The organism is Lysobacter olei, from assembly GCF_054777355.1.
The window spans coordinates 174,958-194,426 of record NZ_BAAHAT010000007.1; the positions used below are offsets into that span (position 1 = coordinate 174,958).

Annotated in this window: 19 protein-coding genes; 11 read left to right on the forward strand and 8 right to left on the reverse strand. The window is 68.2% G+C overall.

Going from position 1 to position 19,469, the window contains the following annotated elements:
- Nucleotides 1–55: 55 nt before the first annotated feature.
- Together ACYVBS_RS11965 and ACYVBS_RS11970 are read left to right on the forward strand one after the other, a co-directional pair.
- A complete protein-coding gene (locus ACYVBS_RS11965) occupies nt 56–1,066 on the forward strand; it encodes an aspartyl/asparaginyl beta-hydroxylase domain-containing protein (RefSeq protein ID WP_460823878.1) in 1,011 nt (336 codons plus the stop codon).
- Nucleotides 1,063–1,932 (forward strand): sulfotransferase family protein, encoded by an 870-nt coding sequence (locus tag ACYVBS_RS11970; protein ID WP_460823879.1) that lies wholly within the window; start codon nt 1,063–1,065, stop codon nt 1,930–1,932. The genes ACYVBS_RS11965 and ACYVBS_RS11970 overlap by 4 nt, the downstream gene beginning before the upstream one ends.
- 3 nt (nt 1,933–1,935) lie before the next feature.
- Here ACYVBS_RS11970 and ppa read toward each other — a convergent pair whose 3' ends face one another.
- Entirely contained in the window at nt 1,936–2,484 is a 549-nt protein-coding gene (gene ppa / locus ACYVBS_RS11975; RefSeq protein WP_460823880.1) for an inorganic diphosphatase, read from the reverse strand.
- 333 nt (nt 2,485–2,817) lie between these two features.
- Nucleotides 2,818–4,875, reverse strand: coding sequence for a sodium-translocating pyrophosphatase (locus tag ACYVBS_RS11980; RefSeq protein ID WP_460823881.1), 2,058 nt, complete (start codon nt 4,873–4,875; stop codon nt 2,818–2,820).
- Between the two features lie 189 nt (nt 4,876–5,064).
- Here ACYVBS_RS11980 and ACYVBS_RS11985 point away from each other — a divergent pair, with 189 nt between their 5' ends.
- Nucleotides 5,065–5,586 (forward strand): hypothetical protein, encoded by a 522-nt coding sequence (locus ACYVBS_RS11985; protein WP_460823883.1) that lies wholly within the window; start codon nt 5,065–5,067, stop codon nt 5,584–5,586.
- 6 nt (nt 5,587–5,592) lie between these two features.
- On the opposite strand, the gene ACYVBS_RS11990 is transcribed toward ACYVBS_RS11985, so the two are convergent.
- On the reverse strand, nt 5,593–6,849 hold the full coding sequence (locus tag ACYVBS_RS11990) for a 6-phosphofructokinase (protein ID WP_460823884.1): 1,257 nt from the start codon (nt 6,847–6,849) through the stop codon (nt 5,593–5,595).
- Nucleotides 6,850–7,036: 187 nt separating this feature from the next.
- Between ACYVBS_RS11990 and ACYVBS_RS11995 the strand changes: the two genes are divergently transcribed.
- Both ACYVBS_RS11995 and ACYVBS_RS12000 read left to right on the forward strand, forming a co-directional pair.
- On the forward strand, nt 7,037–7,615 hold the full coding sequence (locus ACYVBS_RS11995) for an adenylate kinase (protein WP_460823885.1): 579 nt from the start codon (nt 7,037–7,039) through the stop codon (nt 7,613–7,615).
- Nucleotides 7,616–7,658: 43 nt separating this feature from the next.
- On the forward strand, nt 7,659–9,053 hold the full coding sequence (locus tag ACYVBS_RS12000; protein WP_460823909.1) for a Mur ligase family protein: 1,395 nt from the start codon (nt 7,659–7,661) through the stop codon (nt 9,051–9,053).
- 15 nt (nt 9,054–9,068) lie between these two features.
- Here ACYVBS_RS12000 and ACYVBS_RS12005 read toward each other — a convergent pair whose 3' ends face one another.
- Nucleotides 9,069–11,075, reverse strand: coding sequence for a bifunctional DedA family/phosphatase PAP2 family protein (locus ACYVBS_RS12005; RefSeq protein ID WP_460823886.1), 2,007 nt, complete (start codon nt 11,073–11,075; stop codon nt 9,069–9,071).
- A 77-nt stretch (nt 11,076–11,152) separates the two neighbouring features.
- On the opposite strand from ACYVBS_RS12005, the gene ACYVBS_RS12010 reads away from it, so the two are divergent.
- The 3 genes from ACYVBS_RS12010 to ACYVBS_RS12020 all read left to right on the forward strand — a co-directional run bounded on the left by ACYVBS_RS12010 (nt 11,153) and on the right by ACYVBS_RS12020 (nt 13,194).
- Entirely contained in the window at nt 11,153–11,812 is a 660-nt protein-coding gene (locus tag ACYVBS_RS12010) for a protein kinase family protein (protein ID WP_460823887.1), read from the forward strand.
- A 23-nt stretch (nt 11,813–11,835) separates the two neighbouring features.
- Nucleotides 11,836–12,651, forward strand: a complete 816-nt coding sequence (locus ACYVBS_RS12015; protein WP_460823888.1) for an SDR family oxidoreductase — start codon at nt 11,836–11,838, stop codon at nt 12,649–12,651.
- A gap of 123 nt (nt 12,652–12,774) precedes the next feature.
- Nucleotides 12,775–13,194, forward strand: coding sequence for a VOC family protein (locus tag ACYVBS_RS12020; protein ID WP_460823889.1), 420 nt, complete (start codon nt 12,775–12,777; stop codon nt 13,192–13,194).
- Nucleotides 13,195–13,252: 58 nt separating this feature from the next.
- Here ACYVBS_RS12020 and ACYVBS_RS12025 read toward each other — a convergent pair whose 3' ends face one another.
- Nucleotides 13,253–14,119 (reverse strand): ion transporter, encoded by an 867-nt coding sequence (locus tag ACYVBS_RS12025; protein WP_460823890.1) that lies wholly within the window; start codon nt 14,117–14,119, stop codon nt 13,253–13,255.
- A gap of 118 nt (nt 14,120–14,237) precedes the next feature.
- On the opposite strand from ACYVBS_RS12025, the gene ACYVBS_RS12030 reads away from it, so the two are divergent.
- Both ACYVBS_RS12030 and ACYVBS_RS12035 read left to right on the forward strand, forming a co-directional pair.
- Nucleotides 14,238–15,461: an acetylornithine/succinyldiaminopimelate transaminase gene (locus tag ACYVBS_RS12030; protein WP_460823891.1), complete on the forward strand. Its 1,224-nt coding sequence runs from the start codon at nt 14,238–14,240 to the stop codon at nt 15,459–15,461.
- 35 nt (nt 15,462–15,496) lie between these two features.
- On the forward strand, nt 15,497–15,985 hold the full coding sequence (locus ACYVBS_RS12035) for an AAA family ATPase (protein WP_460823892.1): 489 nt from the start codon (nt 15,497–15,499) through the stop codon (nt 15,983–15,985).
- Nucleotides 15,986–16,175: 190 nt separating this feature from the next.
- Here ACYVBS_RS12035 and hemL read toward each other — a convergent pair whose 3' ends face one another.
- Both hemL and thiE read right to left on the reverse strand, forming a co-directional pair.
- Nucleotides 16,176–17,468, reverse strand: a complete 1,293-nt coding sequence (gene hemL, locus ACYVBS_RS12040) for a glutamate-1-semialdehyde 2,1-aminomutase (protein ID WP_460823894.1) — start codon at nt 17,466–17,468, stop codon at nt 16,176–16,178.
- Between the two features lie 71 nt (nt 17,469–17,539).
- Nucleotides 17,540–18,190 (reverse strand): thiamine phosphate synthase, encoded by a 651-nt coding sequence (gene thiE / locus ACYVBS_RS12045; protein WP_460823895.1) that lies wholly within the window; start codon nt 18,188–18,190, stop codon nt 17,540–17,542.
- A 66-nt stretch (nt 18,191–18,256) separates the two neighbouring features.
- On the opposite strand from thiE, the gene ACYVBS_RS12050 reads away from it, so the two are divergent.
- A complete protein-coding gene (locus tag ACYVBS_RS12050) occupies nt 18,257–18,448 on the forward strand; it encodes a rubredoxin (RefSeq protein WP_460823897.1) in 192 nt (63 codons plus the stop codon).
- Nucleotides 18,449–18,676: 228 nt separating this feature from the next.
- On the opposite strand, the gene ACYVBS_RS12055 is transcribed toward ACYVBS_RS12050, so the two are convergent.
- Nucleotides 18,677–19,129 carry a DUF192 domain-containing protein gene (locus ACYVBS_RS12055; RefSeq protein WP_460823899.1) on the reverse strand — a complete coding sequence of 151 codons (453 nt, stop codon included), beginning with the start codon at nt 19,127–19,129 and terminating at the stop codon, nt 18,677–18,679.
- Between the last annotated feature and the right edge of the window lie 340 nt (nt 19,130–19,469).

Sequence of the window (19,469 nt, forward strand, 5' to 3'; positions counted from 1 at the left end):
TTGGGACGCCCCGTCCGCGGTGTGTAGGATATGAGCCCGACCACGGGGATCGACCATGAAGCTGCAGGTGCCGTTCATCCAACTTCCGCTGCGCTTCGACGCGGCGCGTCTGGCCGCGGAGGTCGACGCGCTCGGCGAAGGCGTCTGGCGCCCGCACCCGCAGGGGTTTCCCGGCAATTCCATGCTGCCGCTGGTCGCCGCTGGCGGCGACCCGGGCAACGAGGCCTTCAGCGGCCCGATGCGCCCCACCCCTGAACTGGAGCGCTGCCCCTACCTGTGGCAGGTGTTCGCGTCCATTGGCGCCACCGTTGGCCGGAGCCGGCTGATGCGCCTGTCAGGCCACGCGGAAGTCACCCGCCACGTGGATCAGGGCTATTACTGGATCGAGCGGGTCCGCGTGCACGTCCCCATCGTCACCCAGCCCACCGTGCGTTTCGAATGCGGCGACGCCGCCATCAACATGGCCGAGGGCGAGTGCTGGATCTTCGATACCTGGCGCCAGCACCGCGTGATCAACGACGCGGAGCGTTCGCGCATCCACCTGGTCATCGACACGGTCGGGGGCGGCGACTTCTGGCAGATGGTCGCCCAGGGGCGCCCGCACAACGCGCCGGCACAGGGCTGGTCTCCGCGCCTGGTGGCGCCAGTCGCGGATGCGCGCCCCGCGTTCGCGCTGGAAACCATGAACATTCCCGCCGTCATGAGCCCGTGGGAGATGCAGTCGCACTTCGGGTTGCTGTTCGGTGAGGCGTTGCCGAACCCGCAACTGGCGCGGGTGCAGCAGCTGACCTCCGGGTTGCTCGATGCGTGGCGAGGCCTCTGGGCCCGGTTTGGCACCGACCCCGCAGGCCGCTCGCATTACCAGGCGACGATGGATCGCTACATCGCCGACGTGCGCGGACCGGCTCAGACCGTGGCCCTGCGGAATGAGATCCGCTGGTTCAGTGCCATGATGGCGATGGTGGGCAAGGCCTCGATCAACGCCGCCGGCCAGCCGCCGTTGCCCGAATACGGCGACCTGCCGAAGCCCACGGGCGCTGCGGCTGCCGGGGTGATGGCGCGATGAGTACAGTGCAGGATCCCCTGTTCGATCGGCCCGTCTTCATCGTCTCCACGCCGCGTTCCGGCTCCACCCTGCTGTTCGAGACGCTATTGCGCGCCAAAGGGCTTTACACGATCGGCGGCGAAAGCCACCAGTTGATCGAGTCGATCCCGGCGTTGAATATCCGCAGCCGTGGCTTTTCCTCCAATCGCCTGCTGGCCGAGGACGCCACGCCGGACATCGTGGCCCAATTGCGCCAGCGCTTCCATGCCGCCATGCGTGATCGCGATGGCCAGCCCTTGCCTGCGGCAGCGGCGCGATTTCGCATGCTGGAGAAGACGCCCAAGAATTCGCTGCGCATTCCTTTCCTGCGTGCGGCATTTCCTGAGGCTCGCTGGATTTTCCTCTACCGTGACCCGCGCCAGGTGTTGGGCAGCATGATGGAAGCGTGGCGGTCCGGGCGCTTCAAGACCTATGTCGGCCTGCCGGGCTGGCCGCTGCCGTACTGGGCGCTGTTGCTGACGCCGGGCTGGCAGTCGCTGGCCGGAAAGCCGCTGATCGACATCGTCGCGGGCCAATGGCAGGTCGCCACGGACCTGCTGCTGGACGACTTGGCGGCCCTGCCGGCCGGTGACGCCACCTCGATTCGCTACGACGCCTTTCTGGCCGATCCGCAGCGTGAAATGCAGCGCCTGTGCGACTGGCTGGGCCTGGAATGGGACCGACCGCTGAGCGGCCCGCTGCCCTATGCACGGCACACGGTCAGCAAGCCCGACCCGGACAAGTGGCGGGCCAAGGCCGCCGAGATCGAGCCGGCGTTGCAGCGCGTGGCTGCGACGGTGGAGCGTGCGGAGCAGATGGCGGACGCCTTGGCGCCCGCCATCGCCTGAGCCTTAGAAGTTCGGCTTGTCCGAGCTGTCCTCGTAGCGCTTCATCGCGTCCACGAGCACGGCCTTGGCTTCGGCGGCATTGCCCCAGCCCTCGATCTTCACCCACTTGCCCTTCTCGAGATCCTTGTAGTGCTCGAAGAAGTGGCCGATGCGGTCCAGCCAATGCTTCGAGACCTGCTCGATGTCGGTCACGTGGGCGTAGCCGCCGAAGATCTTCGGCACCGGCACGGCGATCAGCTTCTCGTCGGCGCCGGCCTCGTCACTCATCTTCAGCACGCCCACCGGCACGCAGCGGATCACCGAGCCCGGCACCAGCGGCAGCGGCAGGATCACCAGCACGTCGGCCGGGTCGCCGTCGCCGCAGACCGTGTGCGGCACGTAGCCGTAGTTGCACGGGTAGCGCATCGGCGTGGACAGGATGCGATCGACGAAGATCGCGCCCGAGGCCTTGTCGACTTCGTACTTGACCGGCTCGGCGTCCTTGGGGATTTCGATGATGACGTTGATCTCATCCGGCGGGTTCTTGCCGGTGGGGACGAGGTCCAGGCCCATTGCGTGCTCCAACTGGTGGGGCCGCCAGATGTCGGCGCGCCCGTGGGGAAATGAGGGGGGCCATTTTACGCGCCCCGCTGCTGCGGCGCAGCAAGGGCTTTCGTCGGAGGGCGTGGCACCGTCGTGGCCGGATGCACCACCGGCAGGAAAACACCTGCAACCAGCTGCCGAAGCCGTTCGCGGGCGTTGCGCCCGACCGTGGGTCGCGGGCGCCTCTCCAAGGTGCACCCAAAGAAAAACGGCGGTCCAGGACCGCCGTTGCAAGGCCGCGGGCGAAGCCCGGGCGGACTGGAGTCCCCCCGGTCGCCGCGCGCCGGGGGTGGAGAGATCGGGTTACAGCAGCGGCACCAGCAGCAGCGCCACGATGTTGATGATCTTGATCAGAGGGTTGATGGCCGGGCCAGCGGTGTCCTTGTACGGGTCGCCCACGGTGTCGCCCGTGACGGCGGCCTTGTGGGCCTCGCTGCCCTTGCCGCCGTGGTGGCCGTCCTCGATGTACTTCTTCGCGTTGTCCCACGCGCCACCGCCCGTGGTCATCGAGATCGCCACGAACAGGCCGGTGACAATGGTGCCGATCAGCAGGCCGCCCAGCGCCTTCGGTCCCAGCACCAGGCCCACCAGCACCGGCACGACCACCGGCAACAGCGACGGCACGATCATCTCCTTGATCGCCGACTTGGTCAGCATGTCGACGGCCTTGTCGTACTCGGGCTTGCCCGTGCCGTCCATGATGCCGGCAATGGTGCGGAACTGGCGGCGCACCTCCTCCACCACCGCGCCCGCGGCGCGGCCCACCGCCTCCATCGCCATCGCGCCGAACAGGTACGGGATCAGGCCACCGATCAGCAGGCCGATGATCACCATGTGGTCGGACAGGTCGAAGCGAAGCGCCTCCGCTACCACGCCGGTCGACGCGGCCTTGGCGGCTGCGGCTGTTTCCAGGTTGTGCGTGTAGTCGGCAAACAGCACCAGCGACGCCAGTGCCGCTGAACCAATCGCATAACCCTTGGTCACCGCCTTGGTGGTGTTGCCCACCGCATCCAGCGGGTCGGTGATGCTGCGCACCTCCGGCGGCAGTTCGGCCATCTCGGCGATGCCACCGGCGTTGTCGGTGATCGGGCCGTAGGCGTCCAGCGCCACGATCATGCCGGCCATCGACAACATGGCGGTCGCGGCGATGGCGATGCCATACAGGCCACCCAATGCAAACGCGAAGTAGATCGCCAGGCACACCGCCACCACCGGCAGCGCGGTCGACTTCATCGACACGCCCAGGCCAGCGATGATGTTGGTGCCATGCCCCGTGGTCGACGCGGCCGCCACGTGCTGCACCGGCTTGAACTGCGTGCCGGTGTAGTACTCGGTGATCCACACGATCGCGCCGGTAAGCGCCAGGCCGATCAGCGCGCAGCCGAACAGGTTCATCGCGCCCAGCGGCGAATCGCCCATCAGCGCCGTGGTGATCGGGTAGAACGCGATCGCGGCCAGCACCGCCGACACGATCACGCCCTTGTACAGCGCGCCCATGATCGAGCCGCCGGACTTCACCCTCACGAAGAACGCGCCAATGATCGAGGCGATGATCGACACGCCGCCCAGCACCAGCGGGTACATGACCGCGTTATCGCCGACCTGTGCGGCCATCAACCCGCCCAACAGCATCGTCGCGATGATGGTGACCGCGTAGGTCTCGAACAGGTCCGCGGCCATGCCCGCGCAGTCACCCACGTTGTCGCCCACGTTGTCGGCGATCACCGCCGGGTTGCGCGGGTCATCCTCGGGAATGCCGGCTTCGACCTTGCCCACCAGGTCCGCGCCCACGTCGGCACCCTTGGTGAAGATGCCGCCACCCAGACGCGCGAAGATCGAGATCAGCGAGGAGCCGAATGCCAGGCCGACCAATGCGTGCAACGCATCGGCCTCGGTGTAGCCCATATGCAGGTGCAGCACCGCGAAGTAGCCCACCACGCCCAGCAGGCCCAGGCCCACCACCAGCATGCCGGTGATCGCGCCGCCGCGGAACGCTACGTCCATCGCCGGCCCCATGCCGCTACGCGCCGCCTCAGCGGTACGCACGTTGGCACGCACCGACACGTTCATGCCGATGTAGCCCGCCGCACCCGAAAGCACCGCGCCAATCAGGAAGCCGATCGCCGTGGCCCAGTTCAGCGCGAAGCCGATCACCACGAACAACACTGCGCCGGCGATGCCGATGGTCGTGTATTGCCGGTTGAGGTAGGCGCGCGCGCCTTCCTGGATCGCGCCGGCGATCTGCTGCATGCGTTCGTTGCCGGCGGGTTGTGCGCTGATCCATCGCGCCGAGATGATCCCGTACAGGATCGCAATGACGGCGCAAACCAGCGCCAAGGTCAAACCGTACTGCTCCAGCATGAACCCCTCCCCAAGAGTGGACACCAGGACTACGGAAACTGCGTCTGCGATGTAGGCCGCGCGGGCGACGTGGGGGGCCCGGCAACGGCTCGACTATGGCATACCCGGCGGACCGTGGCATCCCGTGAAAGCCGGATTCAGTCGCCGCGTGCCAGCCTGCGGTCCATGTCATGCATTGCTGGAGTCTCCATGCGGCCGATTTCACCCTTCCTGCCTGCGGTGCTGGTTGCAGCACTCTGGTCGCCGGTGCCCTCGCATGCTGCCGAGTCCCCCGAGATCACGCGCGCTGTTGGCAAGCCGCAGACGGTGGGCGCGCTGCACACGCTGCGCGTGATTCCAGAAGCGTGCGTCCGCATCGAAGGGCAATTCACCGGTTTGGCGACGCCGCCCTACACCGTCAACGTGGTGCGCACTCACCCCAATTGCCAGCCCCGGGCCCACTGGATCGACGGAGCGAAGGCCAAGCCCGCAGCAGGCGCAGGCTGGATCCTCAACGATGTCGTGCGTGTCCCCAGCGCGGCCTGCGCTACACAACTGGCCGTGCTTCGCATCTGGCGCCGTGCCGGCGACGTCGCCACGCCCGCGCTCGACGGGCAGGGGCGGGCGCGGGTGTACCTGGCGGACTCGATGCAGGGACGGCCGGCGACTGCGAACCGGCCGGTATTCACCGCGGTGACCGCGGTGGAGGGGCGTGGCTGTAAGGGCGACTGACGCCCGTCAGACGTCGAATGCGGCCAGCTTTTTCGGCACCGCCACGTTCTTCAGCGTCACGTACTTCGGAATGCCATCACGCCCATACGGCGGCGGTGCCTCGCCGCGGATCAGCGGCTCCAGGTAGCGCCGCGCACTGTCGGTGATGCCATAGCCATCCTTGCGGATGAACCCCGCCGGCATCTTCTTCTCGTGGTTGGCGACCTTCGTCAGCGGCGCCGCCTCGATCTTCCAGCGGTAGGGCGTGTCCGACGTACGCACGATCACCGGCATCACCGCATTCATCCCCTTGAGCGCGTAGTCCACCGCCGCCTTGCCCACCGCCTCCGCGTGCGCCAGGTCGGTCTTGCTGGCCAAGTGCCGCGCTGAGCGTTGCAAGTAGTCGGGCAGGGTCCAGTGCACCTTGTAGCCCAGCGCATCCTTCACCCGTCCCGCCAGGAACGAGGCCACGCCGCCCAGCTGGGTGTGGCCGAAGGAGTCCTTGCCACCCCCCGCATCGGCCACGAAGCGCCCGTCCGGCGTCTGGATGCCCTCCGAGGCGACCACCACGCAGTAGCCCACGCGTTCCACCGTGGCCTTCACCCGCGTGAAGAAATCAGCCTCGTCGTACGGACGCTCGGGGAACAGGATCAGGTGCGGCGCCTCGTCAGCCCCGTGGCCCGCCAACCCGGCGGCCGCGGCCAGCCAGCCGGCGTGCCGGCCCATCGCCTCGTACACGAAGACCTTGGTCGAGGTCTCGGCCATCGCCGCCACATCCAGCGCGCACTCTCGCACCGACACCGCGGTGTACTTCGCCGCCGAGCCGAATCCGGGGCAGCAGTCAGTGACGGCCAGGTCGTTGTCCACCGTCTTGGGCACGCCCACGCAGGTCAAGGGGTAGCCGAACTCCTTCGCCAGCTGCGACACCTTCAGTGCGGTGTCGGACGAATCGTTGCCGCCGTTGTAGAGGAAGTACCGCACGTCGTGCGCGCGGAACACCTCCAGCAAGCGCTCGTACTTCGCCCGGTCCTGTTCCAGTGACTTCAGCTTGACCCGGCACGAGCCGAACGCGCCGCCCGGGGTGTGGGCGAGGGCGCGGATGGCGGTCAGCGGCTCCTTCGAGGTATCGATCAGCTCCTCGCGCAGGGCGCCAAGGATGCCGTTGCGCGCCGCCAGCACCTTCACCTTGCGGGCCCGCGCGGACTGGATCACGGCAGAGGCGGTTGCGTTGATGACGGCGGTGACGCCGCCGGACTGCGCATAAAGTAGGGTTCCGGAGGTCATGGTGATTTCAGTGGTACAGGCCGGGATGCGGTAAAGTGACCAACGTTGACGCCCGGCAGGTGGGGGCCGCACACCCCGAGTGTAGCGCCGCCTCCACCGATGGCGACCCCGGTCCGGCCGGGTTCACTCCGGGCAGAGTAGGGCCCCCACGCCCATACCCGAATTTTCCGTTTCAGGAGTCACGTTGATGCGATTGGTTCTTCTCGGTGCGCCCGGTTCCGGCAAGGGCACCCAGGCCGCCCGCCTGAAGGAGCACCTGCAGGTGCCGCACATCTCCACCGGCGACCTGCTGCGCGCCGAAGTGGCCGCCGGCAGCAAGCTCGGCCTGGAGGCCAAGGAAGTCATGGCCCGCGGCGAGCTGGTCAGCGACGCCATCCTGCTGGGCATGCTCGAGGACCGCGTCTCGCGCCCCGACACCGCCAATGGCTTCATCCTTGACGGCTACCCGCGCAACCTCGCTCAGGCCGACGCGCTGGACGCACTGCTCAAGCGCATCGGCCAGCCGATGGACTTCGCCGTGCAGCTGGAGGTGCCGACCGAGTTGCTGGTCGAGCGCATCGCCGGCCGCGCCGCCGCCGAAGGCCGCGCCGATGACAATCCCGAATCCGTGCGCAAGCGCCTGGAGATCTACGACAGCCAGACCGCGCCGGTCATCGAGTTCTACCGCCAGCACGGGCAGCTGACCGTGGTCGACGGCGTCGGTGCGCTGGACGAGGTGTTCACCCGCCTGGTCGAGGCGCTGGCCCCGACCGCCGACGTGGGGTGATTCAAGCTTGAAGCTGCACATCCTCGGCATTGCCGGCACCTTCATGGGCGGCGTCGCCGCCCTCGCGCGCGAACTCGGGCACGAGGTCGAAGGCAGTGACCAGGCGGTGTACCCGCCGATGTCCACCCAGCTCGAGCAGCTGGGCATCACCCTCAGCCAGGGCTACCAGCCCGAGCACATCTCGGCCGACTGCGCCGAGGTGGTGGTGGGCAACGCGCTCTCGCGCGGCAACGCCGCGGTGGAGCAGGTGCTGGATGACGGACGCAAGTACACCTCCGGCGCGCAGTGGCTGAGCGAGCACGTGCTGCCCGGCCGCGACACCCTCGCGGTGGCCGGCACCCACGGCAAGACCACCACCACCACCATCCTGACCTGGCTGCTGGAGGCCGCCGGCCGCCAGCCCGGCTTCCTGATCGGGGGTGTGGCCGAGGACTTCGGCGTGTCCGCGCGCGTGGGCCACGGCCGCGAGTTCGTGGTCGAGGCCGACGAGTACGACACCGCGTTCTTCGACAAGCGCAGCAAGTTCGTCCACTACCGGCCGCTGGTCGCGATCCTCAACAACCTCGAGTACGACCACGCCGACATCTTCCCGGACGTGGCCGCGATCCAGCGCCAGTTCCACCACCTGGTGCGCACCGTGCCGCGCCGTGGCCGCCTGATCGTCAACGGCGAGGACAAGTACCTGGCCGAAGTGCTGGCGATGGGCTGCTGGACGCCGGTGGAGACCTTTGGCCTCGACGCCAGCCTGATTCCGCAGGCCGCGGGCCACGAGGCCCACGGCGACCGCGCCGATGCCGCTGGCGCCGCACGCAGCAGCTTCAACTGGACCGCACGCCTGCTCAGCGCCGATGGCAGCGCGTTCGTCGTCGTGCACGATGGCGTCGATATCGGCGAAGTGCACTGGCCGCTGGTCGGCCGCCACAACGTGATGAACGCACTGGCCGCGCTTGCCGCGACGCACGCGGTCGGCGTCGACATCGCGTCCATCCTGCCCGCGCTGGCGCGCTTCCGCAGCGTCAAGCGCCGCCTTGAAGTGATCGGCGAAGCCGGCGGCATCACCGTCTACGACGACTTCGCCCACCACCCCACCGCCATTGCCACCACGCTGGCGGGCCTGCGCGCACGCGTGGGCCAGGCGCGCATCGTCGTGGCCATGGAGCCGCGCAGCAACTCCATGCGCCTGGGCGCGCACGCCGACGCGCTCGCACCGTCGCTCGATGGCGCCGACGTGGTCGTGTTCCTGCATCGCCCGGAATTGGCCTGGGATGCGGGCAAGGTCGTGGCCGCCGTCCGCGGTGAGGCCGTGGCGGTGCCCGATGCCGATGCGCTGATCGACGCGCTGCGCGAACGCGTGCGTGCGGGCGACCACGTGGTCTTCATGTCCAACGGTGGTTTCGACGGCGCGCCGCGCCGCTTCCTCGCCACGCTCAGGGATTGATCGCGTCCACCGCGCTCAGGGACTGATCGAGGTCTCGTTGTCAGTGCGCAACCGCAGCACCGGCATGCCCCCCGTGGGGTGAGGCTGTTCCAGCGGTGCGAAGCGCTGCAAGGCGTCGCGCACCAGCGCATAGGTGGCGTCACTGTTGGGCGCCGGGCGCCACAGCGAGACCACGTTGAACGGGCGCCCCAACTGCAGCGTCTGCGCCGTGCCGATCCACAGCGGCGTGCCGTCGGCCAACGCCACCGGCGCGGGCCACAGCCGCAGCGCGTGCAATTCGTTGGCCGCGGAGCCCTCGCGCAGCATCAGCAGGGTCTCGGCCTGCGCGTCCAGCGTGGCCGGCAGGACCGGGTATTCACCGGCCTTGCGGCCACTGTCGAGCAGGCCAACGGTATGGACCCAGTCGGCCTGCGGCTGCACGCGCCAGCCATCGGCCTCCAGCGCCCGGCGGAGCGGCTCCAGCGGGCCCGCCACCTGCACGTCCAGCGGCCAGCGCCGACGAATGTCATTTTCGTTGCGGCGTTCGGGCAGCTGGCTCCAGTCGCGTTGCCACCAGTCTTCCATCGTCAGCACCTGCGTCGGGGGCGCGGCGCTGAACTTGGCCAGCAGCGGATCGGCGGCGTGCGGCGCATGCCAGGCCGCCGCCAGCACGAACGTGCCGTAGAACACCCACGCCAGCGGCCGCATCCAGAACGAGCGCGCCACGTGACGGCGATACGCAATGCCCAGCACCAGCAGCCACAGGATGCCAAGCAACGTGCCGCCCACCAGGTCCGACAGCCAATGCGCGCCCAGGTACAGCCGGGCGAACCCAATCACCGTGGTCACCGCGCCGGCCACCAGGTACGGCCACACCCGGTTGCGCCCCGGCAGTTCGCGCGCGATCAGCACCGCGAAGAAGCCGAACACGATGGTGGTCATCGTCACTGCCACCGAGGGAAAGCCAAATCCGGCGGGAGCCGTCGGTGGGCGCGGCATCGTCACCACCGCTTCCAGCACGGTGGTCACCACCAGTCCGAATACGATCGCCGCCAACCAGTGCGCGGCCGCCATCCAGCGCCGGCGCCACAACAGGTAACCCAGGGTCACCGAGGCCGCGGCGCCCAGCGTGGCCGGGTCGCCCAGGCTGGCCAGCGCCGCCATCAGCCGATCGGCCAGCGGATTGCGCAGCGTCCACATGAACGCGTTGAGCCGGTGGTCCACCGCCAGCGGCCCGCCGTTGGCCAGCAGCATCCCGGCCAGGGTGAACCAGGCCCAGCCGATGCCCAGCAGGCACACGCCCAGGATCACCAGCGAAGGTGACTCCGGTCGGTTCGGGTCCATGACCGCTGCGGCATAGCGCCCCAGTCGCGGGTGCGCGCGCGTCCACGCCAAGGCCTTCGCCAGCAGCGCGTCGGCGTGCTCGGCAAACCAGCGCCATGTGTAGAGCACGCACGCCCATACCAGCGCGACCGCCACCACCAGCGAGGCCAGCACCATCGCCAGCCGGTCGGCGACCGCCGCCACCGCGTCATACGACGCGCCCAGCACCCAACCCGGCGCCAGGAACAGCGCCGCCCACAGGAACGAGGCGGCCAGGCTCGGCGGCACGTAGCGCTTGGCGGGCATATGCAGCATGCCCGCGATGGCCGGCACAAACGGCCGCACCGCGCCCACGAAGCGGGCAATGAAGATGCTCTTGATGCCATGGCGGCGGAACATCGCCTCCGAGCGCGTCAGCCACTGCGGGTAGCGTGAGAACGGCCACGCCTGGCGCAGGCCCGGCCCCCAACGCCGTCCCACCCAGTAGCTCAGCAGGTCACCGGCAAACGCACCCAAGGCGGCGCAGGTCACCGCATACGGCCCGTTGATGTGCCCCAGCCCGACCAGCGCGCCCACGGCGAACAGCAGCGGCAGCGCCGGCACCACGATGCCGAGAACGACCAGTGCATCGCAGAACGCGATCAGGAACGCGATGGCGCCGGCGGCGAGCGGGTGTGCGCTGATCCATGCGGTCGCGGTTTCGAGCCAGGCGGGTTCCATCGCCGGATTATAGGCAGCCGATCACGCAATGCCTGTGTCAGGGCGGTCGGATGCGCCGATTTCGTAAACTGGGCGGCATGTCCATTGCTCCCGTCGAAGTCGCCGCGCTCAAGGCCGACAGTTTTGGCCGCATCGCCCTCATGCAGGGGCCGGTGGGCCTGTTCGTCCGCCGTGACCTCGGCTTTGTGCCGCTGTGGCTGCGCCTGCCAGCGTGGTGGCTGGCCCGTCGAGAGGCCTTGGCGCTGCGCCGGGTCGATGGGCTGCCCGCCACGCCGCGCCTGCTGGCCTGGGACGGGCGCCGGCTGGACCGCAGCTACATGGAGGGTCACGCCATGTACCAGCGCCCGCCGCGCGGCGATGTTGCCTACTTCCACCGCGCACGGCACCTGCTGCAGCAGCTGCACCGCCGCGGACTGGCACACAACGACCTCGCCAAAGAAGCCAACTGGCTGGTACTGCCCGATGGCGCGCCGGCCATCATCGACTTCCAACTGGCCACCCGCGGCCACCCGCGCGCGCGCTGGATGCGCCTGCTGGCGCGCGAGGACCTGCGCCACCTGCTCAAACACAAGCGCACCTATTGCCCCGGTGCCCTGACGCCGGTGGAGCGCCGCGTGCTCAAGCGCCACTCCTGGGTGCGCGAGCTGTGGTTCGCCACCGGCAAGCCGGTGTATCGCTTCGTGACCCGCCGCCTCCTCAAATGGGAGGACAATGAAGGGCAGGGGCCCAAACCCTGACCCACGGCTTCAAGGACCGCGCCATGACTTCGCTCTCCGGCAAGACCCTCTTCATCACCGGCGCCTCGCGTGGCATCGGCCGTGCCATCGCCCTGCGCGCCGCGCGCGATGGCGCCAACATCGCCATCGCCTCCAAGTCGTCGGTGCCCAATCCCAAGCTGCCGGGCACCATCCACAGCGTGGCTGCTGAAGTGGAGGCCGCCGGCGGCCAGGCCATCGCCCTGCGCTGCGACATCCGCGAGGAGGACGAGGTGCGCGCTGCCGTGGCCGCCACGGTGGATGCCTTCGGCGGCATCGATATCCTGGTCAACAACGCCAGCGCGATCTGGCTGCGCGGCACGCTCGACACGCCGATGAAGCGCTTCGACCTGATGCAGCAGGTCAACTCGCGCGGCAGTTTCCTGTGCGCGCAGGCGTGCCTGCCGTACCTGCTGCAGTCGCCCAACCCGCACATCCTCACCCTGGCGCCGCCGCCGTCGCTCGATCCGAAGTGGTGGGGGCCGCACACCGGCTACACCCTGGCCAAGATGGGCATGAGCTTCGTCACGCTGGGCTTGGCCGCCGAGTTCGGCCCGCAGGGCGTCGCGGTCAACGCCTTGTGGCCGCGCACGGTCATCGCCACCGACGCGCTCAACATGATCCCCGGCATGGACATCCAGGGGTGTCGCAAGCCGGAAATCATGGCCGATGCCGCCCATGCGGTGCTGGTGCGTGAGGCCGCCGGCTTCCATGGCCGATTCCTCATCGATGACGAAGTGTTGGCCGAGGCTGGCATCACCGATCTGTCCGGCTATGCCGTCGATCCGACGCGGTCGTTGTTGCCCGACCTGTTCCTCTGAGCGGTACAGCGGCGCACGCCGCCCCCAAGCGGGGAAACGCGCCCAAAGGACATGCCAGGCGGTGGTCCCACTGGCCATTCGCCGGTTAGGCTTTTCGCTTTCCTCCCCCCAAGGAGTTCTCACATGAAATATCTCCACGCCATGGTCCGCGTCCGCGACCTCGACGCCTCGCTGCGCTTCTTCTGCGAAGGGCTCGGTTTGCGTGAAACGCGCCGCAAGGACTATCCCGAAGGCCGCTTCACCCTCGTCTACCTCGGCGCCCCGGCCAATCCCGAATCGGAAGTCGAGCTGACCTACAACTACGACGACGAGGACTACGGCAGTGCGCGCAACTTCGGCCACCTGGCCTTCGAGGTGGACGACATCTACGCCACCTGCGCACATCTGCAGTCGATGGGCATCACCATCAACCGCCCGCCCCGCGACGGGCACATGGCATTCGTGCGGTCGCCCGACCTGATCTCCGTCGAGCTGTTGCAGAAGGGCGGTCGCCTGCCGCCGCAGGAGCCGTGGGCGTCGATGCCCAACACCGGCGTCTGGTGAGCCAACGTCGCCACGGTCCGGCGGGGCCGCGGCGATGCCTCAAGCCGTTCGCGCATCGTCAAGCCGCGGGTGGCAAGGCCTTCCCGCAGCCTCGGCAGAATCCCGCCGCCGGCTCATCCCCCGTAAGGCCGCAGTGCGGGCAACCACGACGGTCACGCCCCGGCTCTCCGGCGGCTTCCCGCAGGCCGCTGGTCAGTTCGGCGGTGTAGATGCCCGTGGGCACCGCGATCACGCTGTAACCGATGAGGATCAGCAGCGAGGCCAGGAACCGCCCCACGCCGGTCTGCGGGGCGATGTCGCCATAGCCCACCGTGGCCATGGTCACCACCGCCCAGTACATGCTGGCGGGGATGCTGGTGAACCCGTTCGCCGGGCCTTCCACCACGTACATCATCGCCGCGAACACCACCACCACCGTCAGGATCGCGCTGAGGAAGACGAAGATCTTGCGCCGGCTGCGCCATAGCGCGCCGAGCAGCACCCCGCCTTCCTCCACGTAGTGGGTCAGCCGCAGGATGCGGAACAGCCGCAGCATGCGCAATATCCGCACCACCAGCAGGCTCTGGCTGCCCGGTACCAGCATCGAGAGGTACGTCGGCAGGATCGACAGCAGGTCGATGATGCCCCACAGGCTGAGTGCGTACCGCAGTGGCCGGCGCACGACCATCAGGCGCACCACGTACTCCATGGTGAACAGCAGGGTGAAGGCCCACTCCAGCACGTACAGCCAAGCCGCGTGGCGGGCATGAAACGTCGCCTCGCTGTCGGCGATCACCACGAGCACGCTCGTCACGATCAGCCCGATCAGGACCAGATCGAAATTCCGCGAGGGCGGCGTGTCGTGGCGGTGGATGATGTCGAACCAAGTCCGGCGCCAGCCGGTTTCGGCAGCGGGTTCAAGCGGGGCAGCGTTCAACAGGCGCATGGGGTCCTCCTTGCCCGATTCTGCCCCACCACGCGCGCCGGACGTGAGCGAGGCACGCGTCTGCAGCACGCACGGCCTTGATGGGCGAAAATGGGGGCAATCCCCCCAACCCACGCCCATGACCAGCCAGAACGATCTTTACGCCCTCGCCGAACGCTACTACCTGCCGGTCTATCGCCCGCGCCGCATCGTCCTGGACCGTGGCCAGGGCTCTCGCGTGTGGGATCTCGACGGCCGCGAGTACGTCGACTTCGGCGCGGGCATCGCCGTGAACGCCCTCGGCCATGCGCATCCGGCGCTGGTTGCCGCCCTGACCGAGCAGGCCGGCAAGCTCTGGCATACCAGCAACGTCTTCGTCAGCGAACCGCCGCTGCGGTTGGCGGAAGCGCTGGTCACAGCCTCGGGATTTGCCGAACGTGTGTTTTTCTGCAACTCCGGCGCCGAGGCCAATGAGGCCGCGATCAAGCTGGCCCGCAAGTGGGCCAGTGCGCAGGGCCGTCCGCCAGAGCGCCGGGTGATCCTGAGCTTCCGCGGCAGCTTCCACGGCCGCACCCTGGCCGCGGTGACCGCCACCGCGCAACCCAAGTACCAGGAAGGCTACGAGCCCCTGCCACCGGGCTTCCGCTACAGCGACTTCAACGATCTGGCCGCCGCCGAGTCGGCCATGGCCGCCGGTGATGTCTGCGCCGTCCTGGTCGAGCCGGTGCAGGGCGAGGGCGGGGTGACCCCGGCCACCGATGCCTTCCTCACCGGCCTGCGCGCGCTGTGCGACCGCCACGGTGCGCTGCTGATCCTCGACGAGATCCAGTGCGGCATGGGGCGCACCGGCCACCTGTTTGCCTGCCATGGCTATGGCGTCACCCCCGATGTCGTCACGCTGGCCAAGGCATTGGGCAGCGGCTTCCCCATTGGCGCGATGCTGGTGGGTGCGAAGGCCGCCGAGACCATGCAATTCGGTGCGCATGGCACCACCTTTGGCGGCAACCCGCTGGCCACCGCCGTGGCCGCTGCGGCTTTGCGCGAATTGTCCTCGCCCGAACTTCAGGTCAATGTCGCCCGCCAATCGCAGGCGATCCGCGACGGGCTCGCGGCCATGGACGCCGAGTTCCAGCTGTTCAGCGAAATTCGCGGCCGCGGCTTGATCCTTGGCGCGCAACTGCGCCCGGAGCATGCCGGCAAGGCAGGCGAGATCCTCGACCGCTGCGTCGAGCACGGCCTGCTCACGCTCCAGGCAGGCCCTGACGTATTGCGCTTCGTGCCCGCCCTGAACATTGGCGACGTCGACGTGGCCGAAGGCCTGATGCGCCTGCGCGCCGCGCTTGCCCAGGTCGTGGCGGGCTGAATCCCGCCTGGTAGCCCCTGCGAAGGAGCGCGCGGATGCAGCGAATCGTGATCATCGGCAACTCGGGCTCGGGTAAGTCCACCCTCGCGCAGGCCTTGGCGTCCCGCCATGGCCTCGCGCACCTGGACTTGGACACCGTGGCGTGGCGGCCCGCCATTCCGCCCAGCCGCCGCGCGCTTGTAGAAAGCGCGGCGGCCATTGACGCATTCCGAGCGGAACACACCGGCTGGGTGATGGAGGGCTGCTACGCCGACCTGGCCGAGCTTGCGTTGCCGCACGCGACGCAGCTGTTGTTTCTCAATCCCGGCGTGGAGGCATGCATCGCCCAATGCAGGCTCCGGCCGTGGGAACCGCACAAGTACTCCAGCCCCGCCGCGCAGGACCGCAACCTCACCATGCTGCTCGAGTGGGTGCGCGGTTACACCACGCGCGATGATGAATTCTCACTTCGCCGCCACCGGGCGCTGTTTGACGGATTCAGCGGCGCCAAGCGGGAATATACCGAGCAAGTTTCACTGGATTGACACCCGGATCACCGGGCTTTCGCCACACATCTGACGCCCGACGCCCGACGCCCAGCGCGTAGCACGTTGCGGGATGGGCGTGTTGCCAGGGTGGGGCGCCCCGCAAGCATGCAGGGCTCCCGTCATATTCCGTCAGCCGCGGACTGTGTTCGTGTCGGGGCGCGACGGCCCCGGCACGGACATTCACCGCTTAGCCCGCTTTCGCCACCGCGAACGCCTCGCGCGCGGCCGCCACGGTATGCGCGATTTCCGCTTCCCCGTGCGCACTGGACACGAAGCCCGCCTCGAACGCCGACGGCGCCAGATACACGCCACGTTCCAGCATGGCGTGGAAAAAGCGATTGAACCGCGCCGTGTCCGAGGCCTTCGCATCCTCGAACGTTTCCACCGGACCCTCACGGAAGTACAGGCCGAACATACCCGGCGCGCGCGTGGTGGTGAAGGCCACGCCCGCCTCGCGGGCTGCCGCCTCCAGCCCATCGCACAGCGCATGCGTGCTGCGCTCCAGTGCGTCGTGGAAGCCCGGTGCCTGGATCAACTCCAGCGTCGCCAGGCCGGCGGCCATCGCCACCGGATTGCCGCTCAGAGTGCCGGCCTGGTAGATCGGACCGGCCGGCGCGATCTGCGACATCAAGTCGCGACGACCGCCGTACGCGCCCACCGGCATGCCGCCGCCAATGATCTTGCCGAACGTGCTCAGGTCAGGCGTGATGCCATAGCGCTGCTGCGCGCCACCCAGCGCCACCCGGAAGCCGGTCATCACCTCGTCGAAGATCAGCAGCGCACCATGCTGCGTGCACAACGCGCGCAAGTGCTGCAAGTAGCCTTCGCGCGGCAAAATGCAGTTGGCGTTGCCGACGATCGGCTCGATGATCAGGCCCGCGATGTCGCTGCCGACCTCGTCGAAGAGCTTCGTCGCCGCCTCGAAGTCGTTGTACGGCAGCGTCAACGTCAGGTCGGCCAGCGCCGAGGGCACGCCCGGCGAATTCGGCAGGCCCAGCGTCATCACGCCGCTGCCGGCCTTCACCAGGAAGCTGTCGCCATGGCCGTGGTAGCAGCCCTCAAACTTCACGATGCGCGAGCGTCCGGTGGCACCGCGTGCCAGCCGGATCGCCGAGAGCGTTGCCTCGGTGCCCGAGTTGACCATGCGCACCATCTCGCAACTCGGCACGATGCGGGTGATGGCCTCCGCCATCGTCACTTCCAGCGCGTTGGGAACGCCGAAGCTCAAGCCGTCGCGCATGGTCTTCGCCACCGCGTCCAGTACCTGCGGATGGGCGTGGCCGGCAATCATCGGTCCCCATGAGCCCACGTAATCGACGTAGCGATTGCCATCCACGTCGTGCAGGTACGCGCCTTCCGCGCGCTGCGCGAAGAACGGCTCGCCGCCCACCGAGCGAAATGCGCGCACCGGCGAATTGACGCCGCCGGGCAACAGTGCCTGGGCGCGGGTGAAAAGGGCATGGGAGCGTTCGTTATTCATGGTCTGCCTTGGTAGGAAGTGCCCGCGTGGGCGGGTCCAAAATCAATGGAAAGGCGGCTGCCCCGGTGGGGCTACGTGGCTCCGCCCGCCGATACGTCAGCGTCAAAGCACTGACCGTAGGCTTGGACGGCGGCCACGGGATCGGGAGCGTCAAACACCCCGGAAATCACTGCCAGCATGTCGCAGCCCGCCCGTACCAGCACGCGCCCATTTTCCGGCGTGATGCCGCCAATCGCCACACGAGGCACGCCCAACGGCGCGCTGTCGTGCAGCAAGTCCAATGACGCCTGGCGTGCATGCGGCTTGGTCGGTGAGGGAAAGAACGCGCCGAACGCGATGTAGCTGCTCCCGGCGTTGACCGCGGCATGGGCAAGCTGCAAGGAGTCGTAGCACGACGCCCCAAGGATCGCCGACGGTCCCAATTGCTCGCGCGCGGCCATCAGTTCGCCGTCGTCCTGACCTAGATGGGCGCCGTCTGCGCCAATGTCGGCGGCCAGACGCCAATCGTCGTTGATCACAAGTGGGACGCCATGGCGCGCGCACACGACCAGCAGGGCCACCGCCTGCAGGCGCCGGTTCGCAGCATCGACGCTCTTGTTCCGGTACTGCAGCAACGACACCCCCGCTGCCAGGACCGGCTCCACCCGTGCCAGCAAGCGACCCGTGTCGGGGTCGTCCGGTGTAATGGCGTACAGGCCGCGTTGCGGCCATCGAGGCGTCATGGGCAACTTCCGTGGTGGCGGGCCCGATGGGACAATGCCCGCCCGCAATCCCGACATTATCCGCCCATGACCGACCCCTCCGCGACCACCCCGTTCCGCACCTGGATGTGCGTCGTCTGTGGGTTCATCTACGACGAGGCGCTTGGCATGCCGGACGAGGGGATCGCCCCAGGCACGCGCTGGGCTGACGTTCCCGCTGACTGGACCTGTCCCGACTGCGGCGTGGGCAAGGATGACTTCGACATGACCGAAGTTTGACCTTGGCACCTAATAGTCGGCTGGCAATCCGGCTCACTGCCTGACGCCCCGACAGCCCAAACAGTCCGCAGCCGGTAGCAAACAGCCGCAGCCGTAGCCGTAGCCGTAGCCGTAGCCGTAGCCCGTAGCCCGTAGCCCGGAGCCCGGAGCCCAGAGCCCAGAGCCCAGAGCCCAGAGCCCAGAGCCCCCCATCGGCCTTCTGTCCGTGGGACAGGCAGGCTCCGGCACTCAGGGCGTCTGGACGCCCGGCCCAAAGACCAGCTCTTCGCCGTCGTTCAAGCCCAATCGCTTCGCCTCGCCCGCATTCAACTCAAGCACGAAACGCGCCGGCCCCGTGCTGGGGTATGACGGACAGCCATCCCCCAGCGTGCACGGCGGCACGTCGCGCTGCTGCGACACCAACCGCCGCGCGCTGTCGAAATACAGGATGTCCAGCGGAATCCGGGTGTTCTTCATCCAGTACGCCTGAATCTCCTCGGTGTCGTGGATGAACAGCATCCCCCGGTCACGGTCCATGGCGTCACGGAACATCAGACCCTGGGCGCGCTCATTGTCGTCGTCCGCGACCTCCACCGAGTAGCGCGCGCCCGCCAATTCCACCCACTGAGCATGCGGCGCGGTAGCGCACGCGCTCAAGCCCAAGGACAACGTGGCAACTACAACCAGCAGCGGGGTACGCATGGGGTCCTCCTTGGCTCGAATAGCCCCATTGTTCGCCCCGAGCCCGGGCCTTGGTCAAGGCGTTCGGTTCCAGTACGACGATGCGCGGGTCCACCGAGGCAAGTAAGCCCCATGCCCGCCACACGCCCGAAACTTTTCTTCGCTCACCCCCTTCCCAAATGGATTGTGCGTGTGCACAATGCGCGCCCCGCTGACGACGTTTCGACGAAGCGAGCGGGGCGCGGAAAGGGCGGTGACGGAAGTGCTTGACGAATCCGGAAGCTGCTGTAGGATGCGCGGCCCGGTTGGCGGAAACGCCGAACGGGGTAGCAAGAAAACACGATTTGGGCTGTTGACGAAA

What these genes read in the sequence shown, in the direction of transcription:
- ACYVBS_RS11965 (WP_460823878.1), top strand. Translation starts at nt 56, where the DNA reads ATGAAGCTGCAGGTGCCGTTCATCCAACTTCCGCTGCGCTTCGACGCG.
- ACYVBS_RS11970 (WP_460823879.1), top strand. Translation starts at nt 1,063, where the DNA reads ATGAGTACAGTGCAGGATCCCCTGTTCGATCGGCCCGTCTTCATCGTC.
- ppa (WP_460823880.1), bottom strand. Translation starts at nt 2,484, where the DNA reads ATGGGCCTGGACCTCGTCCCCACCGGCAAGAACCCGCCGGATGAGATC.
- ACYVBS_RS11980 (WP_460823881.1), bottom strand. Translation starts at nt 4,875, where the DNA reads ATGCTGGAGCAGTACGGTTTGACCTTGGCGCTGGTTTGCGCCGTCATT.
- ACYVBS_RS11985 (WP_460823883.1), top strand. Translation starts at nt 5,065, where the DNA reads ATGCGGCCGATTTCACCCTTCCTGCCTGCGGTGCTGGTTGCAGCACTC.
- ACYVBS_RS11990 (WP_460823884.1), bottom strand. Translation starts at nt 6,849, where the DNA reads ATGACCTCCGGAACCCTACTTTATGCGCAGTCCGGCGGCGTCACCGCC.
- ACYVBS_RS11995 (WP_460823885.1), top strand. Translation starts at nt 7,037, where the DNA reads ATGCGATTGGTTCTTCTCGGTGCGCCCGGTTCCGGCAAGGGCACCCAG.
- ACYVBS_RS12000 (WP_460823909.1), top strand. Translation starts at nt 7,659, where the DNA reads ATGGGCGGCGTCGCCGCCCTCGCGCGCGAACTCGGGCACGAGGTCGAA.
- ACYVBS_RS12005 (WP_460823886.1), bottom strand. Translation starts at nt 11,075, where the DNA reads ATGGAACCCGCCTGGCTCGAAACCGCGACCGCATGGATCAGCGCACAC.
- ACYVBS_RS12010 (WP_460823887.1), top strand. Translation starts at nt 11,153, where the DNA reads ATGTCCATTGCTCCCGTCGAAGTCGCCGCGCTCAAGGCCGACAGTTTT.
- ACYVBS_RS12015 (WP_460823888.1), top strand. Translation starts at nt 11,836, where the DNA reads ATGACTTCGCTCTCCGGCAAGACCCTCTTCATCACCGGCGCCTCGCGT.
- ACYVBS_RS12020 (WP_460823889.1), top strand. Translation starts at nt 12,775, where the DNA reads ATGAAATATCTCCACGCCATGGTCCGCGTCCGCGACCTCGACGCCTCG.
- ACYVBS_RS12025 (WP_460823890.1), bottom strand. Translation starts at nt 14,119, where the DNA reads ATGCGCCTGTTGAACGCTGCCCCGCTTGAACCCGCTGCCGAAACCGGC.
- ACYVBS_RS12030 (WP_460823891.1), top strand. Translation starts at nt 14,238, where the DNA reads ATGACCAGCCAGAACGATCTTTACGCCCTCGCCGAACGCTACTACCTG.
- ACYVBS_RS12035 (WP_460823892.1), top strand. Translation starts at nt 15,497, where the DNA reads ATGCAGCGAATCGTGATCATCGGCAACTCGGGCTCGGGTAAGTCCACC.
- hemL (WP_460823894.1), bottom strand. Translation starts at nt 17,468, where the DNA reads ATGAATAACGAACGCTCCCATGCCCTTTTCACCCGCGCCCAGGCACTG.
- thiE (WP_460823895.1), bottom strand. Translation starts at nt 18,190, where the DNA reads ATGACGCCTCGATGGCCGCAACGCGGCCTGTACGCCATTACACCGGAC.
- ACYVBS_RS12050 (WP_460823897.1), top strand. Translation starts at nt 18,257, where the DNA reads ATGACCGACCCCTCCGCGACCACCCCGTTCCGCACCTGGATGTGCGTC.
- ACYVBS_RS12055 (WP_460823899.1), bottom strand. Translation starts at nt 19,129, where the DNA reads ATGCGTACCCCGCTGCTGGTTGTAGTTGCCACGTTGTCCTTGGGCTTG.